Annotated in this window: 20 protein-coding genes; 12 read left to right on the forward strand and 8 right to left on the reverse strand. The window is 70.7% G+C overall.

Features of this window, described 5'->3' with window-relative positions; translation table 11 throughout:
- The first annotated feature begins 20 nt into the window (after nucleotides 1-20).
- Both ACIBH4_RS18210 and ACIBH4_RS18215 read left to right on the forward strand, forming a co-directional pair.
- Nucleotides 21-710: a response regulator transcription factor gene (locus ACIBH4_RS18210; protein WP_362504327.1), complete on the forward strand. Its 690-nt coding sequence runs from the start codon at nucleotides 21-23 to the stop codon at nucleotides 708-710.
- A gap of 267 nt (nucleotides 711-977) precedes the next feature.
- Nucleotides 978-4,541: a DUF4153 domain-containing protein gene (locus ACIBH4_RS18215; protein WP_399172428.1), complete on the forward strand. Its 3,564-nt coding sequence runs from the start codon at nucleotides 978-980 to the stop codon at nucleotides 4,539-4,541.
- 139 nt (nucleotides 4,542-4,680) lie between these two features.
- Here the strand turns inward: ACIBH4_RS18215 and ACIBH4_RS18220 are convergent, their stop codons facing one another.
- From ACIBH4_RS18220 to ACIBH4_RS18230, 3 genes are all read right to left on the reverse strand, one after another.
- Nucleotides 4,681-5,112: a hypothetical protein gene (locus tag ACIBH4_RS18220; protein ID WP_362504333.1), complete on the reverse strand. Its 432-nt coding sequence runs from the start codon at nucleotides 5,110-5,112 to the stop codon at nucleotides 4,681-4,683.
- A gap of 115 nt (nucleotides 5,113-5,227) precedes the next feature.
- Nucleotides 5,228-5,545 carry a hypothetical protein gene (locus ACIBH4_RS18225; protein WP_362504336.1) on the reverse strand — a complete coding sequence of 106 codons (318 nt, stop codon included), beginning with the start codon at nucleotides 5,543-5,545 and terminating at the stop codon, nucleotides 5,228-5,230.
- The gene (locus ACIBH4_RS18230) at nucleotides 5,542-5,772 is read right to left on the reverse strand and encodes a hypothetical protein (protein WP_362504339.1); all 231 of its coding nucleotides are present in this window, start codon (nucleotides 5,770-5,772) and stop codon (nucleotides 5,542-5,544) included. Before ACIBH4_RS18230 ends, ACIBH4_RS18225 begins: the two co-directional genes overlap by 4 nt.
- 330 nt (nucleotides 5,773-6,102) lie before the next feature.
- Between ACIBH4_RS18230 and ACIBH4_RS18235 the strand changes: the two genes are divergently transcribed.
- From ACIBH4_RS18235 to ACIBH4_RS18245, 3 genes are all read left to right on the forward strand, one after another.
- A complete protein-coding gene (locus ACIBH4_RS18235) occupies nucleotides 6,103-7,257 on the forward strand; it encodes a hypothetical protein (protein WP_362504342.1) in 1,155 nt (384 codons plus the stop codon).
- A 72-nt stretch (nucleotides 7,258-7,329) separates the two neighbouring features.
- Complete coding sequence (locus ACIBH4_RS18240) at nucleotides 7,330-8,031, forward strand: hypothetical protein (RefSeq protein ID WP_362504345.1); 702 nt, start codon at nucleotides 7,330-7,332, stop codon at nucleotides 8,029-8,031.
- A gap of 168 nt (nucleotides 8,032-8,199) precedes the next feature.
- Complete coding sequence (locus ACIBH4_RS18245) at nucleotides 8,200-8,799, forward strand: hypothetical protein (RefSeq protein ID WP_362504347.1); 600 nt, start codon at nucleotides 8,200-8,202, stop codon at nucleotides 8,797-8,799.
- 81 nt (nucleotides 8,800-8,880) lie between these two features.
- Here the strand turns inward: ACIBH4_RS18245 and ACIBH4_RS18250 are convergent, their stop codons facing one another.
- Nucleotides 8,881-10,590 carry a glycosyl hydrolase family 8 gene (locus ACIBH4_RS18250; RefSeq protein ID WP_362504349.1) on the reverse strand — a complete coding sequence of 570 codons (1,710 nt, stop codon included), beginning with the start codon at nucleotides 10,588-10,590 and terminating at the stop codon, nucleotides 8,881-8,883.
- Between the two features lie 203 nt (nucleotides 10,591-10,793).
- Here ACIBH4_RS18250 and ACIBH4_RS18255 point away from each other — a divergent pair, with 203 nt between their 5' ends.
- The 4 genes from ACIBH4_RS18255 to ACIBH4_RS18270 all read left to right on the forward strand — a co-directional run bounded on the left by ACIBH4_RS18255 (nucleotide 10,794) and on the right by ACIBH4_RS18270 (nucleotide 15,292).
- Nucleotides 10,794-12,317 (forward strand): amidohydrolase family protein, encoded by a 1,524-nt coding sequence (locus ACIBH4_RS18255; RefSeq protein ID WP_362504352.1) that lies wholly within the window; start codon nucleotides 10,794-10,796, stop codon nucleotides 12,315-12,317.
- A gap of 210 nt (nucleotides 12,318-12,527) precedes the next feature.
- Nucleotides 12,528-13,637 carry an alanine racemase gene (locus ACIBH4_RS18260; RefSeq protein ID WP_362504355.1) on the forward strand — a complete coding sequence of 370 codons (1,110 nt, stop codon included), beginning with the start codon at nucleotides 12,528-12,530 and terminating at the stop codon, nucleotides 13,635-13,637.
- Between the two features lie 25 nt (nucleotides 13,638-13,662).
- Nucleotides 13,663-14,049, forward strand: coding sequence for a Rid family detoxifying hydrolase (locus tag ACIBH4_RS18265; protein WP_362504357.1), 387 nt, complete (start codon nucleotides 13,663-13,665; stop codon nucleotides 14,047-14,049).
- Between the two features lie 31 nt (nucleotides 14,050-14,080).
- On the forward strand, nucleotides 14,081-15,292 hold the full coding sequence (locus ACIBH4_RS18270) for a hypothetical protein (protein WP_362504359.1): 1,212 nt from the start codon (nucleotides 14,081-14,083) through the stop codon (nucleotides 15,290-15,292).
- A 175-nt stretch (nucleotides 15,293-15,467) separates the two neighbouring features.
- Here the strand turns inward: ACIBH4_RS18270 and ACIBH4_RS18275 are convergent, their stop codons facing one another.
- Nucleotides 15,468-16,022: a TetR/AcrR family transcriptional regulator gene (locus ACIBH4_RS18275; RefSeq protein WP_362504362.1), complete on the reverse strand. Its 555-nt coding sequence runs from the start codon at nucleotides 16,020-16,022 to the stop codon at nucleotides 15,468-15,470.
- 110 nt (nucleotides 16,023-16,132) lie between these two features.
- Between ACIBH4_RS18275 and ACIBH4_RS18280 the strand changes: the two genes are divergently transcribed.
- Nucleotides 16,133-16,852: an alpha/beta hydrolase gene (locus ACIBH4_RS18280; protein ID WP_362504365.1), complete on the forward strand. Its 720-nt coding sequence runs from the start codon at nucleotides 16,133-16,135 to the stop codon at nucleotides 16,850-16,852.
- 461 nt (nucleotides 16,853-17,313) lie between these two features.
- Nucleotides 17,314-18,774 (forward strand): alpha/beta hydrolase, encoded by a 1,461-nt coding sequence (locus tag ACIBH4_RS18285; RefSeq protein WP_362504368.1) that lies wholly within the window; start codon nucleotides 17,314-17,316, stop codon nucleotides 18,772-18,774.
- Between the two features lie 94 nt (nucleotides 18,775-18,868).
- Here ACIBH4_RS18285 and ACIBH4_RS18290 read toward each other — a convergent pair whose 3' ends face one another.
- Nucleotides 18,869-19,489: a LysE family translocator gene (locus tag ACIBH4_RS18290; protein ID WP_362504371.1), complete on the reverse strand. Its 621-nt coding sequence runs from the start codon at nucleotides 19,487-19,489 to the stop codon at nucleotides 18,869-18,871.
- Between the two features lie 168 nt (nucleotides 19,490-19,657).
- On the opposite strand from ACIBH4_RS18290, the gene ACIBH4_RS18295 reads away from it, so the two are divergent.
- Complete coding sequence (locus ACIBH4_RS18295; RefSeq protein ID WP_362765897.1) at nucleotides 19,658-22,432, forward strand: AAA family ATPase; 2,775 nt, start codon at nucleotides 19,658-19,660, stop codon at nucleotides 22,430-22,432.
- A gap of 120 nt (nucleotides 22,433-22,552) precedes the next feature.
- Here ACIBH4_RS18295 and ACIBH4_RS18300 read toward each other — a convergent pair whose 3' ends face one another.
- Both ACIBH4_RS18300 and ACIBH4_RS18305 read right to left on the reverse strand, forming a co-directional pair.
- Entirely contained in the window at nucleotides 22,553-22,954 is a 402-nt protein-coding gene (locus ACIBH4_RS18300; protein ID WP_362504377.1) for a response regulator, read from the reverse strand.
- A gap of 231 nt (nucleotides 22,955-23,185) precedes the next feature.
- A complete protein-coding gene (locus tag ACIBH4_RS18305; protein ID WP_362504380.1) occupies nucleotides 23,186-24,187 on the reverse strand; it encodes a serine hydrolase domain-containing protein in 1,002 nt (333 codons plus the stop codon).
- Nucleotides 24,188-24,340: the final 153 nt, after the last annotated feature.

The following is a 24,340-nucleotide window of genomic DNA, read 5'->3' on the forward strand; positions in this document are numbered from 1 at the left end:
TCAGGTCTACGCTGCCGAGCATGGCAATCCCTCAGCAACGCCGTGTCCTCGTGGTCGAAGACGACGAGACGATCGCGCGGGCCGTACGCCACAGGCTGGCCGCCGAGGGCTTTGACGTGCAGGTCGTCGGGGACGGGCAGACCGCACTCGCCGCCTACGCGAAGACGGGACCCGACGTGGTGGTGCTCGACCGGCTGCTGCCCGGCCTCGACGGGCTGGAGGTGTGCAGGAGGATGCAGGCCGCGAGGCCGGTACCGGTGCTCATGCTCACCGCGCTGGGAGAGGAGACCGACCTTCTCGTGGGGCTCGGGGTCGGGGCCGACGACTACATGGCCAAGCCGTTCAGCATGCGCGAGCTGGTCGCCCGGGTGCACGCCCTGCTGCGCCGGGTCGAGCGGGCCTCCCAGCTGGCCGTGGCCGACACGGTCATCCGCCTCGCCGACGTCGAGATCGACACCGCCGAGCGCCGCGTCTACGTGCGGGGCGCCGAAGCCCAGCTGACCAGGACCGAGTTCGACCTGCTGTGCCGCCTCGCCGAGCGCCCCGGCCAGGTCTTCGAGCGGGAACGGCTGCTGGCCGACATCTGGGGCTTCTCCGAGGCCGCGGCCACCCGTACGGTCGACAGCCACGTGCGGGCCCTGCGCCGCAAGCTCGGCCCCGGAGTCGTCCGTACCGTCCACGGCGTCGGCTACGCCCTCGTCAAACCGTGAACGGTCGTCCCGGCACGCCGATGGCCGTTCACGGTCCGACAGGGGCGCCCGGCCGCGACCGCGCATCTCCGCGGTGCCACGGACCCACGCTCGTGTACGGCCAGAACGGCGGTTTCCGCGCGCCTTGGAAACGGTGCTCGCGCCCGGAGGAGAACCGATCGCCCTCTCCGTCACTCAGACACTCATGTGCCCTTCCACTCCAACACCGGGACGCGCCGACCATTGAGACCTCTCGACTTCCTGGGCCGGATCAAGGTAAAGCTCGGAATGGTGATCCTGCTGGCCGTGGTGACGGCGTTCGTCGTCAACGAGGTCGGCATCAACGCCGGCTACTCGCGCGACGTGCGCGTCGCGGTGGCCGTGGTGTTCGCGCTGATCATGGTGCAGCTGCTCGGGCGGGGCATGACCAAGCCGCTGCGCGAGATGGCCGCCGCCGCGCAGACCATCGCGAAGGGCCGGTACGGCCTGCGGGTCACCGCGTCCTCCCGTGACGAGGTCGGCGAGCTCGCCCGTGCCTTCAACGCGATGGCCGCCGACCTGGGGGAGGTGGACCGGCAGCGGCGTGAGCTGGTGGCGAACGTCAGCCACGAGCTCCGTACGCCGATCACCGCGCTCCGTGCGGTGCTGGAGAACGTGGTCGACGGGGTCTCAGAGCCCGATCCCGTCACCCTCGGCACCGCGCTCGCCCAGACCGAGCGGCTGGGCCGCCTGGTCGCGCAACTGCTCGACCTGTCCCGCCTGGAGTCCGGGGCACGGCTCATCGAGCGCGAGGACGTCGAGCTGCGTCCGCTGTGCGAGCAGGCCCTGCGGGAGGCCGTACTCGCGCGGGAGGGGGTGGTGGCGCGCTGCGAGGTCCCCGAGGGCCTGAGCCTGCGCGCCGATCCCGACCTGCTCGCACAGGTCCTCGCCAACCTGCTGGACAACGCGGTGCGCCACAGCCCCGCGGGCGGGGCGGTGGTGCTGGCGGCCACGGCCAGGGGAGAGGGGGTCCGGCTGAGAGTGAGCGACCAGGGACCGGGGATCGCGGTCGAGGACCGGGCACGGGCGTTCGAGCGCTTCTCCCGCCTGGACGCGGGCCGGGCCGCCGACGACGGCGGCGCCGGGCTGGGCCTGGCCATCACCAAGGAGATCGTCGAACTCCACGGCGGCTCCATCCACGTAGACGACGGTGTCGGTTGCCACATCGTGGCCGACCTTCCCGAAAGGATCGAGATGAACCCCCCGTCCCTCCCCGCCAAGGACTCCATCCCCTCGGGGGAGGACGCCGCCCGGGGCGAGGAGCCTTCGAGCGAGGCTCCCACGGAGCCCGCAGAACCCGCGGGTCTCGCAGCCTCCGCGCCACCGGTCCCGCTCGCGGCCGGTACGCCGTCGGTCCTGTCCGAGACCTCCACGCCGCCGCTTCCGTCCGTGGCCGGTACGCCGTCGGTGTCGCTCGTGGCCTCCACGTCGTCCGTCCCACTCGTGGCGGGTCCGTCGTCCGGACGCCGCGAGACCGTCGAGGTCACCGAGGTCACCGGGGTCACCGGGGTCGCCGCGACTGTCGTGTCCGACGAACCGGTGGAAGCCGGTCGGGCGTCCGGGGCCGATCAGGGTTCCGTGGCCGTCGAATCCAGGGAGCCGGTCGAACCGGTGGAGAGCGGTCGTACGCCCGAAGTCCCTGAGACGGTCGCGGCCGGACAGGTGCCCGCTTCTCCGGGACCGGGGTCGAAGTCGGGACCGGGGTCGGAGTCGGAGTCGGGGCCGGGACCAAGGTCGGGGTCGGGGCCGGCGCCTGCCGCCCTTGACCTCGGAGCCGCCGCCCCGCCTCCTCCCGTACGACCCTCCCCGCAGCCGTACCCTCCACGACCCGTGCTCGCCAGGGACGAGAGCGCGCGTCAGAGGCCGGTCGTGATGCGGAACTGGCCGGGAGCGTTCTCCGGGGTCTTCCTCGGCGGTATCGCGGGGTTGGTGTGCGGGGTGATCGTGGGCATCGCCCTCGCGACCCTCGACGCCCTGCTGGCCGCTTTCGCCGGATCCGTCCTCTTCGCCATCGGCGCGTTCGTCGGCACGGTCATCGGCGCCACCACCCCCACCACCGATTTCCTGGCCTCCGTCGAACCGCTCCCGCACCGGCCTGAGGAGCGAAAGCCCACCGCACGACGCGCAGCGGGCCCGGGAGCTCCCCGGCGGGAAGGCGAGGCGCGGGCGACGGGAGTCGGGGAAGGGGCGACAGGCTCACCGACAGGCTCACCGACGGGGTCACCGACGGGGTCACCGACGGGTCCGTCGGCGGTCTCCCGGCAGGGCGGGGGGAGCGGTCCCGGGGCGCCCGGAGGCTACAACGGCCCCGGGGCTCCTGGAGGGTACAAGGCGCCGCCGGTCTTCCCCCGCCCCGAGCTGCCGGACACCCCCCGGTGGGTGCTGCCGGTGTCCGCCGCCGTCGGACTGCTCGCCGCGGTCGCGGTGCCGTACAGCAGGGCCGGGCTGGGGCTCGTGCTGGTGTCCGCGGCGATGGGGGCGGCGACGATCCCCGCGGTGCGCAGGAGGATCACCCCGTGGTCGGCGGGGATGGGGGCGATCGCCTACGGGCTGGTCGCGACGGTGATGTTCAGGGACGCGGACTGGCTGGTCGGCATCCTGCTGCTGGCCGGGTTCCTGACGGCCGCGCTCGCTCTGTCGGGGGCCGGGCGCGGCTGGCTGGGGGTGATCAGGGGCGGCGCGTCGGTGATCCTGGGCCTGCTGCCGGTGCCGTGGTTCCTCGGGGCGAGGCTGAAGGGCCTCGCGTCCCGTCGCCGGGTGATGCCCCTGCTGCTGGGGGGTGGGCTGACCGTCGTGCTGCTGGCGGTGTTCGGGGCGCTGTTCGTCTCGGCGGACGCGGTCTTCGCCGAGGCCGTCGAGCGGGTGTTCAGCGCGCAGGAGTGGGCGGAGTCGCTACCGCTGCGTATCTTCCTCTTCGTCGTCTTCGCGTGCGTGGTCGCCTCCGCCGTGCTGGTCGGGCTGCGACCCGTGGCCGAGCCGAAGGCTCCCGACCTGAAGGTCACGGTCGGTCGCGGTCTCTGGGTGACCCCGCTGACGGCGCTCAACCTGCTGTTCGCCACGTTCGTGGGGATGCAGCTCACCGTGCTGTTCGGCTCCACCCGGTGGGTGGTCTCCGCCACCGGGCTGACCTACGCGGAGTACGCGCGTTCCGGGTTCTTCCAGCTCGTCGTCGTCAGCGTGTTCGTACTCGCCATCGTCGCGGTCGCCTCGGGGACGCTGGATCTCAAGGGCTCCGACCGCTGGCTGATGGCCGGACTGCTCGGCGTGCTCTGCGTGCTCACCCTGGTGATCCTGTTCTCCGCGCTGCACCGCCTGGACCTGTACGCGGACGCCTACGGGCTCTCCCGGCTGCGGGCCTCGGTGTCGGCGACGGTGCTGTGGCTGGGCGGGGTCTTCGCGCTGGTCCTCGCCGCGGGCGCGGCCCGGCTCACCGGGCGCGGGCACGCGCGCTGGATGCCCAGAACCCTGGTGCTGATGACGAGCGCCTCGCTGCTGGCGTTCGCGGTGTGGAACCCCGACCTGCGGGTCGCGGAGACCCAGATCGCCGTACGGGGCGTGGAGCGGGTCGACCTCGAATACCTGGGCGACCTCGGCGCGGAGGCCGTGCCCGCCCTGGACCGGCTGCCCGAGCCGTCCCGCAGTTGCGTCCTGCGGGATGTGGTCGCGGCCAACGACCTCGCCGGACCCGATTCGTGGAACGGCTGGAACCTGGCCCGCCGCGAGGCGAGGGACCTGCTGGCCCAGCGACCGGTGCTCAGCACCGTTTCCTGCCCGCAGACGATCTCCCGCCTGGAGATCCCCGACCAGGACTGAGGGATTCGAGGGCCGCCGGGCCGGGCGATTCGTCCACCGGTGGCCCGCACCCGTTCGGCGAGTCGCCGGACAGGGCGGGCCAGGTCGTCCAGGTCGGTCTACGCGATGTCACGGACGAAAGGGCGGACGGCGGCCTTGTTCACTTCGTCTCCGCGCCTTCCGGGTCGCCGGCGAGCGTGCGCGCGGCCGCCGCGTCGTCCTCGTTCCAGCCCCAGTGACCGTCGCGTTCCCCGGTCTGCTCGTCGATCCACCGGTTGTGGGCCTCCCACGCGGCCTGCTTGCTGGTCCCCAGCGCGGCACCGATCTGCGACCACGAGGCGCCTGCCCGGCGGGCGGAGCGTACGGAGAGCTGACGTCCGTAGCCCGCCTTCCGCGCGATCACCTCACCCAGCGCGAGGAGCTCCAGCGCCTCACCCCGGGTCAGGGGCTCGGCGCCGGGGTCGAGTGGCGCGAGCTCGGAGTCGTCCTCGTCGGCCGGTGCGGCCAGGGCCTCACGGGTGCGTAGCGCGTCGTAGCGCACGGTCGCGGTCAGCAGCGTGAACCGACGTTCAAGATCCTCTGGAGTCGCCATGGGTCGAGTATTTCGTCATGCTGTCTTGACGTCAAGCCTCCTTGACGTCAAGACAGCATGACGTTAGTTGGCGGCTCTCTTGGTAGTCATGCGAGAGGGCCGTCGTGCCCGTTCATCAGAAGTGGCCGATGCTGGCTGAGCTGGAGGTGAGTGCCCAGCGGTGGAGGACGGTCGTTTCTGCCTCGTACATCTGGGTCTTCAACCCCTCCAGGGTCCGGTCGCAGATGATCAAAGGTTCGGGGGTGGGCCAGGTGGCGATGGCGTGGAAGAGGCGGCTTCCGGTGCCGTAGAGCACCGACCAGCCTGGGCGGGTGGCCTGCAGCATCGCGGCTTCGGCTCGGGCTTCGTGGTCCCAGGTGTAGCGCGGGACCGCGATGACGGCCTGGCCGTCGCGGTGACGCCCCCGGGCTGCGGACAGGCAGCGGCGAATCATGAGATCACCTGCCCGGCCTGCGCCTCCCGCGCGATGGCCTCCTGCCGTTCGGTCTCGGCCCGCAGGGCCTCCAGGCTGTCGGCGTCGACGGTCCGCTCGGCACCGGCGTGGAATGCGACCGAAGGGAAGGGCTCCTCCCGGCTGGCCCATAGCCGCCCGGCATCACTGAGAATCAACCGCCAGCCGGGGATGGTGGATACAGGGTGGGTGGATTTGGCCTCGTTCACTGATTGGACCTCCATCCGATAACGGGCTTGTCCGATCGTTCGCAGTGATGGACGAGCCCGTTTCATGAGGTGGGCAAAGACACGGAGGGGATGCCGTACGGGCTGGATGGCCAGTACGAAGGCGGGGTGATTGCTGAGCACCTTCGGGTCCCGCCTGTTTGAATTCTCTGTCCATCACACGCGGTAAACCTGTGCATCGGTAGGTGGTGCTGGGGGAAAATAAAGGGATCGGCGTTTCCCTTCGGCCCTAGGTGCGTGATGAAAAAGCTTCCAGTATGGGCTGTTCGACTCCGCGAAGAGCGGTGCGCCCGGCTTTGGTCGCAAAAAGAGATGGCCAAACGCCTGGCCGAAGCGGCTGACGAGTGGACCCGCGAGCGCCTCCCGACCAGGGAGTCGCTGGTGCGATCGATCAAGGGATGGGAAGCGGGGAAACACCGGCCCAGGGAGCCTTATCTCACGCTGTACTGCCGGGTGTTTGGTTTCAGGGAAACCGAATTGTTTGAGGAGAACGTTCCTATTCGTCCAGATGCATCGGCATCACTGGGCATCGAGGCGCTTGATCCATTTGTCATAGACGGCCGACCGGCCGACGCGGACTATGTGATGACGCTCCGGACCACCGGGCAGGCGCTTGTCGCGCTGGACACCGCGTACGGGGGAAACGAGATCTTCCCCCTCGCAGTGCGGGTCTTCCGAACCGCCAGTGCCAAACTCGCCGCAGGAAACTTCACCGCGACCGTCGAGCGAGACCTCGAAGCCGCCGCCGGAGAGGCCGGAGAGATCGCCGCCTGGCAGGCCCATGACGCCGATCGGCAGGATGTCTCACGTCAGATCATCCACGAGGCGATGATGCTCTCCCGTCTCGCGGGAGATCGCAGTATGGAACTGCTGGAACTGGCCCATCTCTCGATGCTGTCCCAGTTCCAGCGTCGCCCGCACGAGACGTTGCGGATCGCCGACGACGTGCTCGCCGGTGGTGATCTCCCTCCTCGTGTCGAAGCGATATTCCAGGTACGGCGAGGTCGGGCGCTCGCCGCACTGGGTGACGGGACGCGGGGGTTCGAAGCGCTCCATCGGGCACGGTCCGCGCTCACCGAAAGCATCGGCGCTCGCGATCCGTACTGGTCGTGGTGGATGGACGAGGCCGAGTTGGCCGGGCATCAGGGGATGGCCTACGCGGAGCTGGGCGAGTGGGGCAAGGCTGTCATCCCGCTTACGGAGGCTTACGAGCATCACCTGACGCGGGGACGTTCTCGCTATAACTGCGGGGCCCAACTGCTCAACGGCCTCGTACACGCACAAGCGTGGCAGGAGGCCGAGCCGGTCATCGTGGAGGTGATGGCACAGGCGAGCGAGATCGCCTCGGCGCGTACGGTCAACCTGCTGCTCCGTGTCGCCGACCGCATCGAGCTCGCCGGAACGGGGCCGACGTCAACGCTGGCGGACTCGGCCCAGGACCTGGGCCGTGTGCTGACCTGCGCATAAGGCTCACGAACGAAACCCGCGTGGCACTTTCTGGCCGGCCCCGCCGGGGGCCGTCCGCCTAAGCACGGCGGCGTGTTCCGCTTCGTCGACCCGTCGACCTGGCACAGCCCGGACCAGGCCACCTCGACCCGGGCGACGCGCTACGGCACAGCGATCGCGACCGCATGGGACCGGCTGCATCATCAGCTCACTCGCCGGGCCGCCTGGATCGACCACGACGGCGAATTACCGATCATCGAGGGCACGCTGATCCGGCTGAGCGTGGAACGGCTGCCGGGCGATGCCCATCCCCGGCCGGTGTGGCTGTGGTCCTCGGCCCTGGGCCTGCCGGCCGCCCGGATCGACCTGCTGTGGCAGGCGTTCCTGCGCAGATTCGACCTGGAGCATACGTTCCGGTTCTTCAAGCAGACCCTGGGCTGGACCGCGCCGAAGATCCGCAGCGCTGAGGCGGCCGACCGCTGGACCTGGCTGATCATCGCCGTCTACACCCAACTGTGCCTGGCCCGGTATTTGGTGGAGGACCTGCGCCGTCCGTGGGAGAGACCTGTCCTGCCCGGGCGGCTGAGTCCGGCTCGGGTACGGCGGGGGTTTCGCAACATCCGTCCGGCAACGTCATGTCCGGCCCGTGCGCCCAAACCCGGCAAGCCCGGCCCGGGACGTCCGCCCGGTTCCCGCAACCAGCGCCGCGCTCCCCGCCACGAACTGGGGAAAGTCAACAAGCGACCGAAGTCCCTCACAGCCAAACGTGATCTCGGAGGTCAAACAACACGCTGAGAAAGAGCTACACCCATGCAGGTTCCCGCAAGTTACCGACCGGTACGGCCGGGTTTTGGGTCTACCGGGTCTCGATGGCGTTGCAGCCAGCCACAAGAGGATTCCCAGTGATCCGAACGATCCTTGACACGAATGCGGCGGATCATCGTCGTCTGGAAGGAGACAGTGGTGAGGGTAAGCAAGGGGTCACTGGCCATCGGCGCGGTGCTGGGGCTGGTCGTCGGCGGATCGGGGATCGCCGTCGCGGGAGCGGCGGACACCAGCGAGGTGATCACAGCATGCGTGAGCACGAACGGGGCGGTACGGATCCCGCCGGCCTCCCCCTCGCCCGGCGAGACCATGCTCGCCCCCGCTCCCACCACTACGGCGTCCCCTGGCAGGTGCCTGGCCACTGAGCGGCAGATCTCCTGGAACCAGTCGGGCCCCGCCGGTCCAGCTGGGCCGGCGGGCGACAGCGGCCCGGCTGGACCCAAGGGAGAAGTGGGTATCTCCGGGCTGGAGGTAGTCACGCGCGACGTCACGTTCCCCGCCGGTGCACAGAAAAGCGCCACAATCACCTGCCCGGAAGGCAAAGTGCCCATTAGCGGAGGGTACATGTATGGGCGTGCCGACCACTGGTACCTTGAGGACAACATGGCGGTGGGCTACCTGGGCTTGAGCATGGGCCAAGACGGCAAACTGGAAAACACCTGGGGCTATCGGGCCAGCAATCACAACACCTGGCCGGTCACGGTCCGCACGACCGCTCTGTGTGCGATCCTGCCCTGAACCAGTGGCGGGCGTTTGCGCGGCCCGCGCTAGTAGGCGGCCCTCGCTGGAAGGCGAGGGCCGCTTTAGTTCGGGTGAGGGTCAGGGCACCCAGTGGTTGCCGGTTACGGTGATCATGACTTGGAGCTGGACGCTGGTCGAGTAGTAGTCGTTCGCGGTGAACGGGGTGTTGAGCATCTTGTTCCACAGGGCGTCCAGCCAGGCCTGGCTGCCGGAGTCGGTCATCGCCGCCACCGCGAACGGGGCGAAGTGGGCCGGCGCGCTGCCGCTGGAGATCTGGGTGCCGTTGAGGGAGTAGCCGATCGCGATGTTGTTCGGGTTGCCGCCGGTCTTGCCCTTGATCCAGGTGTTGAGCTTGCGTGCGGCGGCGAGGGACTTGGCGTCGCCGCTGGTCACCGCGTCGTTGCCGATCCGCCACGGGTCACGGCAGGCGTTCCACCAGAACTTGCCGTCGTTGGCGGACTCCAGGACCTCACCCGGCGCGGGCTTGGGGGTGGTGTTGGTGTTGACGACGAAGTCGGCCAGCAGGCCGGTGTTCGGCGCGTAGGTCGACTGCTGGGAGGCGATCAGGTTCTGGTGGTTGGTGCGGACGGTGTCCCAGGTCGTGTCGCCGGTGGCCTTGCGGAACGCCCTGAAGTGATCGATCATCCAGTCCGAGGAGCGGCTGATCCAGTAGTACTGGTCGCCGGAGCTGCTCCAGTCGCCGAGCTTCATCAGCTTGGTGGTCGGGTTGACCTCACCGGCCTTGATCGCGTTGATGTGGTTGATCGCGAGCTGCCGGTAGTTGTAGGTGCCGGTGCTTCCCCACTGCCGGTCGGCCAGGAGCAGGCCGTAGGCCACGTCCAGGTCGCCGTCGGTGGCGGAGTCGCCGCCGTTGACGCTCTGGCAGGCGGTGTTCTGCTCGGCGGCGAGCAGGCCGGGGGTGATCGACGACGGGTGGGCCAGGACGTACTTCACCAGGCCGTCGAAGATCTTCTTCGCGTCCGGGTCGGCCCCGGCCATCGTGGCGGTGATGACCATGCCGTAGCCCTGCGCCTCGGCCACGTACGGGTGGTCGGCGTCGGGGGAGATGATCTGGTACCAGCCGTTGCCGCAGTTCTGCTTGACGAAGGCGGCCTTCCAGCGCCGGTAGTAGTCGACCACCTTCTGGTCGAGCGTCGCCTGGGTTCCGGTCGGGCGCAGCATCCCGGCCGCGTAGGGGATCTTGTGGGAGCCGAACGGCACGCCGGGGGCGCCGGGGGACGGGGTGGCCGTGGGGGTGGGGCTCGGGGTCGTGCCGCCCGTGCTGCCGTAGACCTCCATCTCGTACAGCGAGTAGCCGTACACGGTGCCCCGCGCGGTCCCGTACATCCGCACGTAGCGGCCGGTGCCCGAGAGGGTCAGGTCGTCGACGCCGCCGTCGCCGGTGGTGGTCGAGTAGACCGACGTCCAGGTGGAGCCGTTGGGCGAGACCTCGATGCGGTACGACTTCCCGTACGCGGCCTCCCAGGTCAGCTTGACCCGGGAGACGGTGGCGGAGGCGCCGAGGTCGACGCGGATCCACTGGGGGTCCTGGCCCTCGGCGGAGGCCCAGCGGGTGGCGGTGTTGCCGTCGAAGGCGGCGCCGGGAAGCAGGGTGGAGTCCTCGGTGGAGGAGGCGGTGGCCGGGCGGCCACGGGAGAGCAGGGAGTCGGCGGCGAAGCCGGCCGGTGCCGCCAGTACGAACAGCGATGCGATCAGTGCCGACGCCAGTGCCAGGGCGAGGACGGGCGAGGGGCGTTGGAGGCGTTCGAGGCGCGGTCTCGCGTGCACAGGGGTGCCCTCTCTGCGATCATCTAGTTAGGAAAGGTTCCTAACTAGGGAAAGATGGCGCCATCCCTGACACGCTACGGTCAAGGGGATGGGGGGCCCAAATTCCTCCCATACCTAGAACCGGGGAAATCCGGGACAGCGGCAGGGAGAACGAAGACGAGCGCTGGATGCGGCGCAGACCTTTCGGGTGATTGAATCCCCGCATGTCGTTCGATGTGTTGATCAGGGATGGCTGGGTGCTCGACGGTACCGGGGCTCCGGCTCACCGGGCCGACGTCGGTGTCAACGGAGACCGGATCACCGCCGTGGGCCGCCTGGAGGGCGCGGACGCCGCGACCGTCGTCGAGGCCGCCGGGCGCCACGTCATGCCCGGCCTCGTCGACTGCCACGCCCACGGTGACGCCCTCGTCTTCGACAAGGACGTGCAGTTCGCCGCGCTCCGCCAGGGCGTGACCACGTTCGTCCTCGGCCAGGACGGGCTCTCCTTCGCACCCTCCACCACTCCGGAGACCTTCGCCTACGCGACCCGCTACTTCGCCGCCGTCAACGGCGTCCACCCCTCGGCCGACGGGCCGATCGGCGTGGCGGAGCTGCTCGCGGGCTACGACCGGGCGACCGCGCTGAACACCGCGTACCTGCTGCCGCACGGCACGATCCGCCACGACGTGATGGGCGCCGCCGAGCGGGCAGCCACCGCCGACGAACTCGCCGCGATGCTGGCCCGCGTCGAACGCGGCCTGGCGGAGGGCGCCGTCGGCCTCTCCACCGGCCTGGAGTACGCCCCCGGCCGCTACGCCGACGCCGCCGAGATCGCCGCGCTCTGCGCACCGCTGGACCACCTGCCGTACGTGACGCACATGCGCGGGTACGGCGCGGCGGCCCCCGCCGGGATGGCCGAGGTGAGCGACATCGCCCGGCGCTCGGGCGCCGCCGTGCACGTCTCGCACTACCACGGCCCGGCCTCCACGCTCCTGCCGCTCGTCGACGAGGCCCGGCTCATGGGGGTCGACCTGACCTTCGACACCTACCCCTACCTGCGGGGCAGCACGATCCTCGCGATGGTCGCGCTGCCGCCGTGGGTCCCGGCCGCCGACGTCGAGCGCACGCTGGAGGTGCTGGAGTCCGAGCCGATCCAGTGGGACGAGACGCTCTGGCCGAGGATCACCTTCTCCCACGTACCCGGTGCCGAGTGGGCCGAGGGGATGACGCTGCCCGACGCCGCGGCCGAGGCCGGGCTGGAGCCGGGGGAGTTCTGCCGCAGGATCCTGATCGACACCCGGCTGGAGGCCGGATGCGTGGCGGCCCGCCCCGACGAGGGCCCCGAGGGTGAGGCGTCGGTTCGCGCGATCCTGCGCCATGCGGCCCACACCGGCGGCTCCGACGGCATCTACGTCGGCGGCCACCCCCACCCCCGTGGCTACGGGGCGTTCGCCAGGATGCTCGGCCACCACGTCCGCGAGACCGGCGACTGGACCCTGGAGCAGGCCGTCGTCCACCTCGCCTCGCACCCGGCCCGCCGCTTCGGTCTCGAAGGGCGGGGCCTCGTCCGTCCCGGCCAGGTCGCCGACCTGGTCGTCCTGGACGCCACCGCGGTCGCCGACCTGGCCACGTACGCCGTCCCGCGCACCCCGGCCACCGGGATCGGCGACGTCCTCGTCTCCGGGGTCCCGGTGCTCACCGCGGGAGCGCTCACCGGCGCCACCCCCGGCAGAGCGCTACGCCCCTGAGAAACGGCGTCACCCCTCGGCAAGACGCCGGGCTTTCGAGGAACGGTGCCCTCTCCAGGGCCGCCCCCGGAAGCCCTTCGGGCACGCCCCTGAAAAGGTCGCCGTGAGGATAGGGTCCTCAGGGCGGCGAAGGGGAATGCGATCTCCCACGCCCGGATCCGGCGGCCGACGAGCCGTCGAATCCACCAGGCGACCAGAGGGGGACGGGACGTGAAGGGCATCGTGGATCCCGGGGCGGTGCTGGGAGCCTCACTGTTCGGCGGGGCGTTCACCTTCCCGGTGATGGTGGCCCACCGCAGCGCGCTGAAGCACAACATCGCGACCCTCGCGGCCTTCACCCGCGAGTACGGGCTCACCTTCGCCCCGCACGCCAAGACCACCATGTCGCCCGAGCTGGTGAAGGCGCAGCTCGACGCGGGCGCGTGGGGAATGACGGTCGCCACCCCCAGCCAGGCGCTCACCCTGCGCGGGTTCGGCGTCTCCCGGATCGTCCTCGCCAACCAGGTCTTCGACCCGGCGGGGCTGGCCGCCCTCGCCGCCCGGCTGGACGAGGATCCCGCGTTCGAGTTCCTGTGCTTCGTCGACTCGACGGCCGGGGTCGAGGCGCTCTCCCGGCACGCGGGAGCCAGGCCGTTCCGCGTGCTGGCCGAACTCGGCCACCAGGGCGGGCGCGGCGGCAGCCGTACGCTCGCCCAGCTGCTGGAGGTCGCCTCGGCCGCGCAGGCGGCCGAGGGGGTGGAGCTGGCGGGCGTCGCGGGATACGAGGGCTCGCTGGGGTCGGCGGAGGAGGTACGGGCCTACCTGCACCGGCTGCTGGAGGCGCTGGAGCACCTGCGGGTGCGCGACCCGATCCTGTCGGTGGGCGGCAGCCAGTGGTTCGACGTGATCGGCCGCGAGCTCGCCGCCTGCCAGGCGAGGGTGATGCTGCGCAGCGGCGCGTACGTCTCCCACGACGACGGCTACTACCGCGAGCGCACCCCGTACACCCGGATCGACGGGGAACTGCGCGCGGCGCTGGAGATCTGGGCGCACGTGCTGAGCGTCCCCGAGCCCGGCCTGGCCGTGGTCGGGTTCGGCAAGCGCGACGCCCCCTTCGACGAGGGATTGCCGATCCCGCGTGGAGCCGTCGCGGACGCGACGGTGCTCAAGGTCCAGGACCAGCACACGCTCCTGAGGCCGGCACCCGGCTCGCCGGTGCGGCCGGGCGACCTGGTGTCGTTCGGTATCTCCCACCCGTGCACCGCCTTCGACAAGTGGCGGACCATCCCGGTGGTCGACGAGGAGTATGTCGTCGTCGATCTGATAAACACCTTTTTCTAAATTTCCATCGCTGAGGATTGGTGAGATGAGCGACAAGCAGGAGCTGAGGACGAGCGAGGGCGCGGCGCCCGTCGGGGCGTACTCGCAGGGTCTCGTGGTCGGCGACTTCGTCTACACCTCGGGCATGGGGCCGCTCAGCCCCGAGACCGGCGAGGTCGTCGGGACCGATGTGGCCGAGCAGACCCACCAGGTGATGCGCAACCTCGGCGCGATCCTCGCGGCCCACGGGCTGGGCTTCGACGACGTGGTGAAGTCGACCGTGCACCTGGAGCACCTCAAGCGTGACTTCGCCGCCTACAACGAGGTGTACAAGTCGTATTTCACCCGCCCGTACCCGGTTCGCACGACCGTCGGCTCGGACCTGATGGACATCCTCGTCGAGATCGACTTCGTGGCCTACAAGCCGCGTTAGAGTCTGACCGACTTCGTGGGAGGGCGGCGGCTTGGACAGCTCGCTATACGTCTACGTCGAGGACGTGCGCGGGGAGGGCCTTGAGGCGGTCCTCGACCGGATCACCGGATACGGCGTGACGGGCGTGACCGTGGCCGCGGCCTACCACCGTGCCCGCGACGTCACCCCGCACGGCCGCCCCCGGGTGACGATCCGCAGCGACGGCGCGCACTTCACGCCGCCCGCCGACCTGTTCGGCGGGCTGCGGCTGGTGCCGCCCGTCCAGGACGGCGCCGAGGACGAGCCGCTGGCCGCCCTGCGCGGGGCCACCGCCGAACGCGGGCTCGCCCTGCACGGCTGGACCGTCTTTCTGCAGAACACCACGCTCGGCCTGGCCAACCCGGACGTGACCGTACGCAACTGCTTCGGCGACCGCGGCTCGCCCGCCGACCTGTGCCCCTCCCACCCCGACGTGCGCCGGTACGCGGTCGCGCTGGGCCGGGCGGTGGCCAGGCAGGGCGTCGACAGCGTGGTGGCCGAGGCGTTGCACTATGGAACCTTCGGCCATGGCTACCACCACGAGCGCAGCTTCGTCCCGCTCGGGCCGATGGACGCCTTCCTGCTCGGCCTGTGCTTCTGCGGTTTCTGCATGCGCCGCGCCGCCGACCTGGGCGTGAACGCGGAGGTGGCGCGCGAGGAGTGCTCCAGGATCGTGGGCGCCGTGTTCGACGGCGATCCTCCCGCCCAGGGCGAGGTGACCCGCGCCGCCCTGACCGCGTACGCGGGGCCCGAGGTGGTCGCCTACGCGCGGGCCCGCTCGGAGACGGTGACCTCGCTGGTCTCCGAGGTCTCCACCGCCGTCACCGACGAGGGCTCGCGTCTCGTCTTCCTCGACGGGACCGGTGCGGTGAAGGGGTACACCGACGGGCTGCCCTCGCCGGGGTTCGCCGCGCACGACTCCTGGCAGCTCGGCGTCGACCTGGTCGCCCTCGGTGACCTGGTGCCCTCGCTCGGCGTGCTCGCCTACGCCCGGGACGTGGCCAGGGTGGCCGACGACGTCGCCGCCTACCGCCGTTCCACGGGCAAGGACAAGGAGTTGCGGGTCGTCCTGCGCCCCGGCCTGCCCGACACCGACTCGGCCGACCGGCTCGCCGCCAAGGTTCGCGCCGTACGGGCCTCGGGCGCCGACGCGGTCGACTTCTACGCGTACGGGCTCATGCCCTACCCGATCCTGGACCGCATCCCGGGCGCGCTCTCCACCTGAGACCGACCTGGTCCGGCGAGACCGGCCGGAGGAGGCCGATGTCTGGTCGGCCGGGGGTCTTCGCGAGGCGGGGCTCGGGTTCTGCGGCGGGTCCACGAGCGGATCTACGAGCGGGTTCGTGGGCGGGGTCGCGAGCAGGTTCATGAGCGGTTTCACGAGCGGGTCAGTGGGCGGGTCAGGAGGCGCGGGCGCCGTCCAGGACGGTGCTCACGGCGCGGGCGGCGAAGTCGTCGTCGAGGGGCAGGCCGCGGAAGACCGCGCGCAGCCAGACCGCTCCGGCGAGCAGGTCGACGATGAGCATGGGGTCGGCCCCGGCGGGCAGCTCGCCGCGCCGCCGCGCACGGTCGAAGACGGCCTGCTCCCGCGCGAACCGGTCGGCGAAGAAGCGCCGGGTCGCCTCGGCGAGCTCGGGGTGGTGAACGGCGGCACCTAGGGCCGCGACCGCGACGTCGGCGGCGGGAGGACGGGTGAGCAGGGCGGCGACCCCGCCGACCAAGGCCTCCAGATCCCCCCTGAGGTCGCCGGTATCGGGCGGCTCCATCGCGAGCAGGTCGGCCTCGACCAGGGCGGCGGCGAGCAGTGCCGCCTTCGATGTCCACCACCGGTAGATCGTGGTCTTGTTCACCCCCGACCGCTCGGCGACCCCTTCCACCGTCAGGCCCTCGTATCCCTTGGTGGCGAGAAGTTCGAGCGTGGCCTGGAAGATCTGCTGTTCCTTGCGCGGTGCCATGGGCCGACTATAGCGACTCATAGCAACGCAACGGTGCGTTGTGTTTTAATCGACGCCAGCTCCCCGGCCGGGTCATCTCCCCGATCGGGACGACCCTCTGGAGGCGTGCCATGCTCCCCGTCGTTCTCGTCCACGGCATCCGGCTCAGCGCGACCATGTGGGACCCCGTCATCTCCCACCTCTCCCGCCTGGGGCGTCCCGCGACGGCCGTGGACCTGCCGGGCCACGGCACCCGCCAGGGCGAGCCGTTCACGATGGACGCGGCGGCGTCGGCGGTCGCGGACGCCGTCGGCGCCCTTGGCGGCCGGGCGCTCGTGGCCGGGCTCTCCCTCGGCGGATACGTCGGCATCGCCACCGCGGAACGCTTCCCCGAGCGGGTGACCGGGCTGATGGCGATCGGATGCACCGCGCTCGGCTCGGCAGCGGGCCCCCACCGGGTCGCCGCCTCGCTCGCCGCCCGGAATCCGTCGCTCGCGAACCGGATCAGCTCCTACGCCCTTCGCCGTCTCCTGCCGGGACCCGTGGGGGAGGCGATGGTGGCCGGGGGAGTCTTCTGCGAGGTGATGCCCCAGGCCGTCGACGCAGTCGCCGACCAGGATCAGCTCACGGCCCTGGCCTCCTACCCGGGACGCGTGTGGCTGGTCAACGGCACCCGGGACCCGTTCCGGGTGCACGAACGCGCCTTCCTGCGCGCCTGCGGGAACGGACGGCTCATCCTCGTCCCCCGCAGGGGGCACCTGGGCGTGCTGGCGGCGCCGGGAGCGCTGGCCAGGCTGGTGGGCGACCTGTGCGACCAGGTGGACCACTGTTCACCCACCGGGGCGGAGTAACGCGTCCGGGTGACTTCGTACCCCTTGTGCATCACGGAGGTCTCGTACGTCCGGTCGCTCTCGTACGTCCGGCCGGAGCGGGCGGAGAGGGCGGTCGCGACGCCGAGATCCAGGTGGAGGACCCCGCTGAAGCGGCAGATCAGGGGCACTGCTCCTCGGCCGCTCGCCGACGGCACCCGCCGCCCTTCCGGGCGCACCATGCCAGATCGCTTCGCGGGACACCAATGACGCCACGTCATGGTGCCATCCGCGGAAATGTCATGGCGAGGACGTGACGTGGCCGCACTGCCGGACAGGCGCCGCGACGACTGTAATCGACGGTGTGAAGCACTCACCCCCCGGCCGCCGTCTCGGCCACCGGGGCGGGTGACCAGCCCGGACGCGCGCCGATCACGTCTTCCGACGGCGGTCCACACCCGCGCCCGTCTCCCGACCAAGCGATAGTTCACAAAAGGAATCAGATGCGAACAGCCCTGAAAGCCCTGACCGTCGCCGCCGTGGCGACGATCCTCCTACAGGGAGTTCCGGCCACGGCGGCGACCGCACCGAGTGCGGTGCGGTGGGGGGCGTGCCCCAAGGACGTCGCCGCGCCCGGCCTGGAGTGCTCGACGATCAAGGTCCCGCTGGACTACCGCAAGCCGGACGGGCGGAAAATCGAGGTCGCGATATCCCGCCTGGCGAGCAAGGACCAGGCGCGGCGGCGTGGTGTGCTGCTGCTCAACCCGGGCGGCCCGGGGGCGGCGGGCCTGCGGTTCCCGGCCGATCTCGTGACCGCCGGCCTGCCCCGGAGCGTGCTGGACACCTATGACGTGATCGGGTTCGACCCGCGCGGCGTGGGCCGCAGCACACCGGTGACCTGCGCTCTGACGCCGGAGCAGCAGTTTCGGGGCAACGTCCCGCCGTACGCGGTCACCACGGCCGACGTGGCGAAGCGGGCGAAGGAGGTCAAGGCCGTCGCCAGGCAGTGTGCCACCTCGAAAACAGCCTGGATGCTGCCGTACGTCACCACCGCCAACACCGCCCGCGACATGGACCGCATCCGCGAGGCGCTGGGCGAGCCGAAACTCTCCTACCTCGGCTACTCCTACGGCACCCACCTCGGTGCGGTGTACGCCACGCTGTTCCCGCGGCGCGGCAACCGGATCGTGATCGACAGCAACACGCCCCCCGGTGGCATCACCTACGAGGACAGGAGCCTGTTCGCCCGGGGCTTCGAGGACCGGCTCCCCGACTTCGCCGAGTACGCCGCCGCCCACCCCGAGCATGGGCTGGGCGACACACCGGAGCAGGTGACCGAGAAGTACTTCGAACTCGCCGAACGGCTGGACAGGACACCGGTGCACGGATTCGACGGCCCGATGTTCCGGATGACCACGTTCGGCATGCTCTTTCGCGACACGACCTTCCCCGCGCTGGTCGATCTCTGGAAGATGGCCGACACCGGCCAGGCGCCGTCGCCGCCGCCGGCGCAGGATCCCGTGCCGGACGTGGACAACTCGTTGTCCAGCCATCAGTACGTGGTCTGCGGTGACTCGCGCTGGCCCAGGTCTGTTCGTGCCTACCAGCGTGACGTCGAAGCCGACCGGAAGCGGTACCCGATGTTCGGTGCGGCGGCGGCCAACATCCGGCCCTGCGCGTTCTGGCCGTCCGGCCCCGTCGAGCCGCCGGTGCGCGTCAACGACCGAGGTCCGTCGAACATCCTCATGATGCAGTTCACCCGCGACGTGGGAACACCTCTGGCCGACGCCAGGAAGATGCGGCGGGCGCTCGGTGACCGGGCCCGGATGGTGACGGTCGACGAGGGCGGCCACGGTGTCTACCTGCTCGGCGGGAACGCGTGCGCGGACACCGCGGTGACGACGTTCCTGACCACCGGGAAGCGCCCGGTGCGCGACCTGGCCTGCGCGGCGGATCCCGCCTGATCCGAGCCGCCGCGACGGGGCCGACCTCCGTCCTGTCACGTCGCGGCGGTCCCGTGTGTCCGGATGGTCTTGTGTGTTCGGGTGGTTCGCGCGTTCAGACGGAGCGGCCGGAGAGCGCGGTCGCGACGCCGAGGCCCAGGTAGACGATCCCGCTGAAGTGGCCGATCAGAGGTGCCCTGCTCCTCAGCCGCCCGCCCACGGCGCCCGCCGCCACCGCGTAGATCAGGTCGGAGAGCAGGCCCAGGAAGAGCAGGGTTCCACCCAGGACGGCGATCTGCAGCGGCACCGCACCCGCCTCCGGCTCCACGAACTGGGGCAGGAACGCGAGAAAGAAAAGGATCACCTTGGGATTGAGCACGTTGACGACCACGCCCTCCAGGAAGATCGCCCGAAGCGGCTGCGGCGGGGTCTCCCGGCTCGCGAACTCCTGCCTGCTCGTCAACGCCCGGATGCCCAGGTAGACCAGGTAGGCCACCCCGGCCCACTTGATCACGTTGAACAGGGTCGCCGACCGTGCGATCACGTACGAGAGACCGGCCGCCGCGGCGGCGATGTGCACCAGCGTGCCCACCTCGACACCGAGCGCGCTCGCCACCCCGGCGGCGCGGCCCTGGGAGACGGCGCGGGCGATGATGTAGATGTGGTTCGGGCCGGGCACCAGGACCAGTGCCAGCGACGCGACCGAGAAGATCAGCAATGTGGACGGGGAGACCATGCCCCGACGATAGGGGTGTCCCGGCCCTCGCCGTCAGGGCCAATGCGCGGAGCCTTTGGTGTACCAATCGGTCCAGGTTCGCCCTCGGTTGATGTACCAATCGTTCCTTGTTCGTCCCCTTCGGGTGGAATGTCGATTCGGTCGGTACCCCGTGCGATACTCGCCGACGTGGGGTGGAACAGCACGCGGAGTGTTCTGATCGGGCGATCGGCGGAGCTCGATCGCCTGACCGCGGTGCTCGACACCGCGGCCGCGGGGCAGGCCGGGGTCGCCCTCGTGGGAGGCGACGCGGGCATCGGCAAGACCCGCCTGATCACCGAGCTGGCCGGGCGGGCCGAGGCGGCGGGGTTCGCCGTGCTCGTCGGCCAGTGCGCCGAACTCGGCGACGCCCTGCCCTACCTTCCGCTCGCCGACGCCCTGCGTTCGGCACGAGGTGAGCTGCGCGCGGCGCTCGACGAGCGACCCGTACTCGGCAGGCTGCTGCCCGGCGGCACCGACCAGGGCAGGGAGAGCACGTCGGGCCTGACGCAGCAGCAGCTCTTCGGTTCGATGCTCGGCTTCCTGTCCACGCGGCCCGTGCTGCTCGTCCTGGAGGACCTGCACTGGGCCGACCAGTCCACCCGCGACCTGCTGGTCTTCCTCAGCCGGATGCTGCAGACCGAGCGCGTCTGCCTCGTCGGCACCTACCGCACCGACGACCTCCACCGCCGCCACCCGCTGCGCCGGGTCCTCGCGGAGCTCAAGCGCCTCCCCTCGGTGACGCCGGTGGAGCTGGAGCCTCTCGACCGCCACGAGATGACCGACTACCTCGCCGCGCTCGGCGGCACCGACGCCGGCGTGATGAGGAAGGTCGTCGACCGGGCCGAGGGCAACCCGTTCTACGCCCAGGAACTGCTGGACGCCGCCTCCGAGGGCTCCTCGATCCCCGACGGCCTGGCCGGCCTGCTGCTCTCCCGCACGGAGCTGCTCTCCGACCCCGCGCAGCGGGTGCTCGGCGGCGCGGCCGTCGCGGGCCGCCGGGCCGACCACGACCTGCTCCAGCAGGCCTCGGGCCTCGCCGACCTCGCCTTCGAGGAGAGCATGCGGGAGATCGTCTCGCGCGGCCTGCTCCGCCCCGACGGGGAGTACGGCTACGCCTTCCGGCACGCGCTTCTCCAGGAGGTCGTCTACAACGACCTGCTGCCCGGCGAACGGACCAGGATGCACGCCGAGTTCGCCCGCCTGCTGACCGGCCGAGGAGGTTCGGCGGCCGAACTCGCCCACCACTACCTGGCGGGCCACGACCTGCCGGGCGCGCTCGCCGCGTCCGTGGAGGCGGGGCGCAGGGCCGAGCGGCTGGGGGCACCCGCCGAGGCACACCGCCACTTCGGCCAGGCACTTGGGCTCTGGGACCGCGTTCCCGACGCCGAGCGGCTGGCCGGGATCGACCACATCGCCCTCGCGGCGCGCAGCGCCGCCGCGGCGGCCGACAGCGGCGACAACCACCGGGCGATCTCCCAGCTCCGGAGTCTCCCGCCCTCCGCCGAGATCAACGAGCGGCTCTCGTACTACCTCATCGACGCCGAGGACGTCGAGGGTTCGATCGCCGCCGCGTACGCGGCCGTCGAGGCGGCGCCGGAGGGCCCGGTGCTCGCCCGCGCCCTCGCCACCTACGCCCGCTCGCTCTACTGGACCGAACGGCACGGCGAGGTCGAGGCCCTGGCCAGGCGCGCCCTGGAGACGGCCCGCGCGAGCGGCGCCGCCGACGCCGAGACCAGCGCGCTGATCACCCTCGCCGCCCTCGCCGCGCTCGCCGACGACATCTCCCACGCCAAGGACCTGCTCGCCTGCGCGACCGCGGAGAGCTCGGGCAACCTCGCCATCGACCTGCGGGCCATGTTCACCTACGCCCGGGTCCAGTACGAGAACGGTGACCTCGCCGAGGCGGCGACCACCACCGACCGGGGGCTGCGGCTGGCACGTGAGAGCGGCCTCAACTGGAGCACCTACGGCACCGACCTGCGCTTCCTGCGCCTCCTCATCCACTACGTCGCGGGGGAGTGGGACCTGGCGGAGAAGGTCGCCTCCGGGTTCGCCGTCCGCGTCGGCACCCCCTCGGAGGCACTCCTGTCGTCCTTCGCGCTCTTCGTCGAGGTGGCCAGGGGCCTGCCCGTCGTCGAGGACCGCCTGTCGTGGCTGGAGCCCTTCTGGCCGGACGACGTGACGATCGCCGCCATGAGCCGCGGCCTGGCCGCCGAGCACGCCCTGTGGCGCGGAGACCCGGAGTCGGCGCTCGAACACGCCCGTGTGGGACTCGACGTCATCCTCCCCAACGACCCCGCCGTGATCCGGCTCAGCGGCACCGCCCTGTGGGCGCTGACGGAGCTGGGACGCGCGGAGGAGGCCGACGACTTCCTGGAGCGGGCCAGGGTGCCCGCCGCCGTCGGCCCCGGCTCCGTCCGGCGGGGCCCGCTCGGTCCGGAGGGGCTGGCCTGGCTCGCCAAAGCCGAGGCCGAGTGGCACCGCGCGCACGGCCGCTTCGACGTCGCGGCGTGGCGAGCGGTGGTCGAGGCCTTCGACTTCGGATTCGTCTACGAGGTCGCGCGCTCGCGGTGGCGGCTGGCCGAGGCGCTGCTCGTCGAGGGCGACCGCGCCGCCGCGTTGAAAGAATGGAAGCTCGCCGTCGAGGCCGCCGAGTCACTGGGCGCCCGGCCGCTCGGCGCGGCCCTGGCGGAGCTGGGACGCAGGGCGCGCTTCACCTCCACGCCGTCGACCCTGCTCACCGCCCGCGAGCAGGAGGTGCTCGCCCTGGTGGCCGAGGGCCTGCCCAACCGTGAGATCGGCGAGAGACTGTTCATCGCGCAGAAGACGGTGAGCGTGCACGTCTCCAACATCCTGGGCAAGCTGGGCGTCTCCTCCCGCACCCAGGCCGCCGCCGTGGCCCACCGGGACGGTCTCGTCTGACCCGGGTGGATCCGCGTGGGCCGCATGGCTCAGGTGGCCTCGGCAGGGCCGGCCGATGTCGTGACTCGCGCTGCTGTGACCTACGGCCGGCGTGGTCCGCGACGTCGCCGTCCCGTGAGGTCAGGTTCTGCCTTGGCCGCTGCGCGCGGTCAGGGCGAGGTCCCGTACGACCTGGATCAGCTCGGCCGGGTCGAAGGGTTTCGTGAGGTAGGCGTCGACCCCGATTCCGAGGCCCCGCCGCTTGTCGTCCTCCTGTGCCCGCGCGGTGATCAGGACCACCTTGATATGGCTGGTCCCCTCGTCGCCCCGCAGCCTGGTGGCCGTCATCCAGCCGTCCAGCCTGGGCATCATGACGTCCAGAGTGATGACGTCGGGCATCACGTCCAGCACCCGATCCAGGCAGTCCTGCCCGTCGGAGGCCGTATCCACCTGGAACCCCTCCAGGGTCAGGTTGACCGCGATGAGCTGCCGGATGACGTCGTCATCGTCCACTACCAAGACCTTGCCCAGAACCTCTCCCACGGCGTGAGGCTAACTCCTCTCTCCCGTCCACGCGCGGCTTTCCGAAGATGTGTGCGCGTAGCTGTCGCCGTGTGACGGGTTTTCCTCTCCTGCGCGAGGAACGACGGTCTGCTCTCTGTGGACACATCGCGGAGACCGGGAGAGCGGGGCGAAGCCTCGGGTATCGGCTGCGAGAGCCGGGGTGCGGCGCTTACCGGCCTTCTTCTCCGGTGAGCCAGGGTGCTGCGGCGCCTACCGGCCTTCTTCTCCGGTGAGCCATGCCAGCAGGGCGAACCCGTGCCGGTCCACCGAGACCGAGGTCGCGGACATGACGACCACGCCGGTCCCCGCCGCACGGTCGACTCCGGTCCACGTACGGAACCCGCCGGTGCCGCCGTTGTGCCAGGTGACATGGCGTTTGTCCACTTCGAGAGTGATCCACGCGGCGCCGATGCGTACCGCCGAGCCGGAGAAATCCGCCACGGGGTCGAGGGCCGCGATGCCGGGGGCCGTGCCGTCGAGCAGCGCGGACGTCAGCCGCGCCATGTCCTCGATCGACGCCCGGATGCCACCGGCCGGTCCGATCGCCTCGCCCGTCCACGGCTGCTGCGTCCGTCCCGACCTGTTCCTGCCGATGACTGCGCCGGGAAGCAGTTCGTCCGGGGTCGCGGGGACGTAGAACACGTTGAGCCCCAAGGGCTCGGCGACCCGCTTGTGAACGAGATCGCGGTAACTCGTCCCGGCCGCGCGTGCGATCGCGTGGCCGAGTAGCTCGTAGCCGAAGTTGGAGTATCGGGGCCTCGGTTTGCCGACTCTCACCCCCTGAGCCTGGGTGAGGAGCTGCTCAAGGTTCTCACCGTAGGGATTCGTCCCGTACCGCCACAGCGCGAAGGTTCGCCGCCACGGCGCCGCCGTCCTGGGCAGCCTCGGCAGGCCGGAACGGTGCGTGCTGACCGATGCCAGCGTCACCCCCGCCACCTGCGTCCCGTCGAGCGGCAGGAACTCGCCGAGGGTCGACGCCGGGCCGATCTCTCCGCGCGCGAGCGCGTCGGCGTAGAGCAGGCCTGTGACCCCCTTCGAGATCGAGCCGATCTCGAAATCCGCATTGAGGGACGCGTCCAGGCTCGCCACCGTCACTCCCCTGGGGGACACCGTCGCGACCGCGATCACGGGGTGCCGGTCACCCACGAGATCACGGAGCCGCGCCGCGAGAGTTTCGTCACCGTACGAGGTCGTTGATCGCCTGTCGTCCATTCGTCAACCATAATTGACGCACATCCTGGCGGCAATAGATATACGAACTTGCGGCTACAGAATGCGCACCGGTTGCCTGGGTTAACCTTCGCGCTATCCATTCGAATATTAAGGGAGAGAGTATTCTCTTAATGAACGGTCAAGCTTCGTAGG

The organism is Streptosporangium sp. NPDC050284 (assembly GCF_044459525.1).
Lineage (GTDB): Bacteria > Actinomycetota > Actinomycetes > Streptosporangiales > Streptosporangiaceae > Streptosporangium.

Coding starts and splice junctions, on each gene's coding strand:
- ACIBH4_RS18235 (WP_362504342.1), top strand. CDS start 6,103: ATGGCCAAACGCCTGGCCGAAGCGGCTGACGAGTGGACCCGCGAGCGC.
- ACIBH4_RS18280 (WP_362504365.1), top strand. CDS start 16,133: ATGCTCCCCGTCGTTCTCGTCCACGGCATCCGGCTCAGCGCGACCATG.
- ACIBH4_RS18285 (WP_362504368.1), top strand. CDS start 17,314: ATGCGAACAGCCCTGAAAGCCCTGACCGTCGCCGCCGTGGCGACGATC.
- ACIBH4_RS18290 (WP_362504371.1), bottom strand. CDS start 19,489: ATGGTCTCCCCGTCCACATTGCTGATCTTCTCGGTCGCGTCGCTGGCA.
- ACIBH4_RS18305 (WP_362504380.1), bottom strand. CDS start 24,187: ATGGACGACAGGCGATCAACGACCTCGTACGGTGACGAAACTCTCGCG.
- ACIBH4_RS18255 (WP_362504352.1), top strand. CDS start 10,794: ATGTCGTTCGATGTGTTGATCAGGGATGGCTGGGTGCTCGACGGTACC.
- ACIBH4_RS18220 (WP_362504333.1), bottom strand. CDS start 5,112: ATGGCGACTCCAGAGGATCTTGAACGTCGGTTCACGCTGCTGACCGCG.
- ACIBH4_RS18210 (WP_362504327.1), top strand. CDS start 21: ATGGCAATCCCTCAGCAACGCCGTGTCCTCGTGGTCGAAGACGACGAG.
- ACIBH4_RS18275 (WP_362504362.1), bottom strand. CDS start 16,022: ATGGCACCGCGCAAGGAACAGCAGATCTTCCAGGCCACGCTCGAACTT.
- ACIBH4_RS18265 (WP_362504357.1), top strand. CDS start 13,663: ATGAGCGACAAGCAGGAGCTGAGGACGAGCGAGGGCGCGGCGCCCGTC.
- ACIBH4_RS18225 (WP_362504336.1), bottom strand. CDS start 5,545: ATGATTCGCCGCTGCCTGTCCGCAGCCCGGGGGCGTCACCGCGACGGC.
- ACIBH4_RS18215 (WP_399172428.1), top strand. CDS start 978: ATGGTGATCCTGCTGGCCGTGGTGACGGCGTTCGTCGTCAACGAGGTC.